The organism is Vibrio sp. 1401, from assembly GCF_033340295.1.
In genome coordinates this window covers 1-1,046 of record NZ_JAWOWF010000151.1, presented here as the reverse complement: position 1 = coordinate 1,046, position 1,046 = coordinate 1, and the positions used below count along the sequence as shown (strand labels likewise).

Annotated in this window: 1 protein-coding gene; it reads right to left on the bottom strand. The window is 44.5% G+C overall.

What is annotated here, in order from left to right:
- The coding region (locus tag R7Z77_RS24210) for a homocysteine S-methyltransferase family protein (RefSeq protein WP_318136910.1) at positions 1 to 828 on the bottom strand (828 nt) is incomplete at its 3' end.
- Between the last annotated feature and the right edge of the window lie 218 nt (positions 829 to 1,046).

Below are 1,046 nucleotides of genomic sequence, written 5' to 3'. Positions count from 1 at the left end.
TGCCTTAGGGTGTGCGGAAACAAATGATTCAGAAACACGAGAAAGCTCTTCCACGTATGGGCGCAGTTCATCTGGCCCCAATGCACAGTTAAGACCGAAAGATAACGGCCTTACATGACGTAGAGAGTTGTAAAATGCTTCCGTGGTTTGCCCTGATAACGTTCGGCCCGAAGCGTCCGTAATCGTACCGGAAATCATGACAGGCAGTGCAACACCAAGCTCTTCAAATACAGAATCGACAGCAAAGGCACATGCCTTAGCATTCAATGTATCGAAAATAGTTTCGATCAAAATAAGATCAGCGCCACCTCTGATTAACGCTCGAGTTGACTCGGAATACGCTTCAACCAGCTCATCGAAAGAAACATTGCGGTAGCCGGGATCATTCACATCAGGGGAGATAGAGCACGTTCGGTTGGTTGGACCAAGTACACCTGCAACGTAACGAGGTTTGTCAGGCGTTTTCGCCGTCCACTCATCGGCAACTTCACGAGCCAGTTTTGCCGCGGCGAAGTTAATCTCTTCACTCAGGCTTTCCATCTCATAGTCAGCCATCGCAATGGTGGTCGCGTTAAAGGTATTGGTTTCTAGAATATCAGCGCCGGCTTCAAGGTAAGCGCTATGGATTTCCTTAATTATTTGAGGCTGGCTTAGCACCAACAAGTCGTTGTTGCCTTTTAGATCACAGTGCCAATTGGCAAAGCGCTCTCCTCGGTAATCTTGCTCTTCAAGTTTGTACCCTTGGATCATGGTGCCCATACCACCATCAATCAATAAGATACGTTGCTTCAATTGAGCTTCAATCTGTTGTCTTACTTTGCTTCCCACAGTACAGCCTCATTCCTTTAGTTATGATTCCATCCTATCACACAAACTTCAGGAGTCTAGACGTCTAAATGGAGATTTAATGATTATTTTATCTCCTTCTTAACTTGCAAAATAAACCCGAAAAAATGTTTGCTATTTAGACAGCATCAGCCGAGAATTCCATTCATAAAATGTTACAAATAGAGAGCTCTATGTCGGTCTATCATACTTTATGTTTT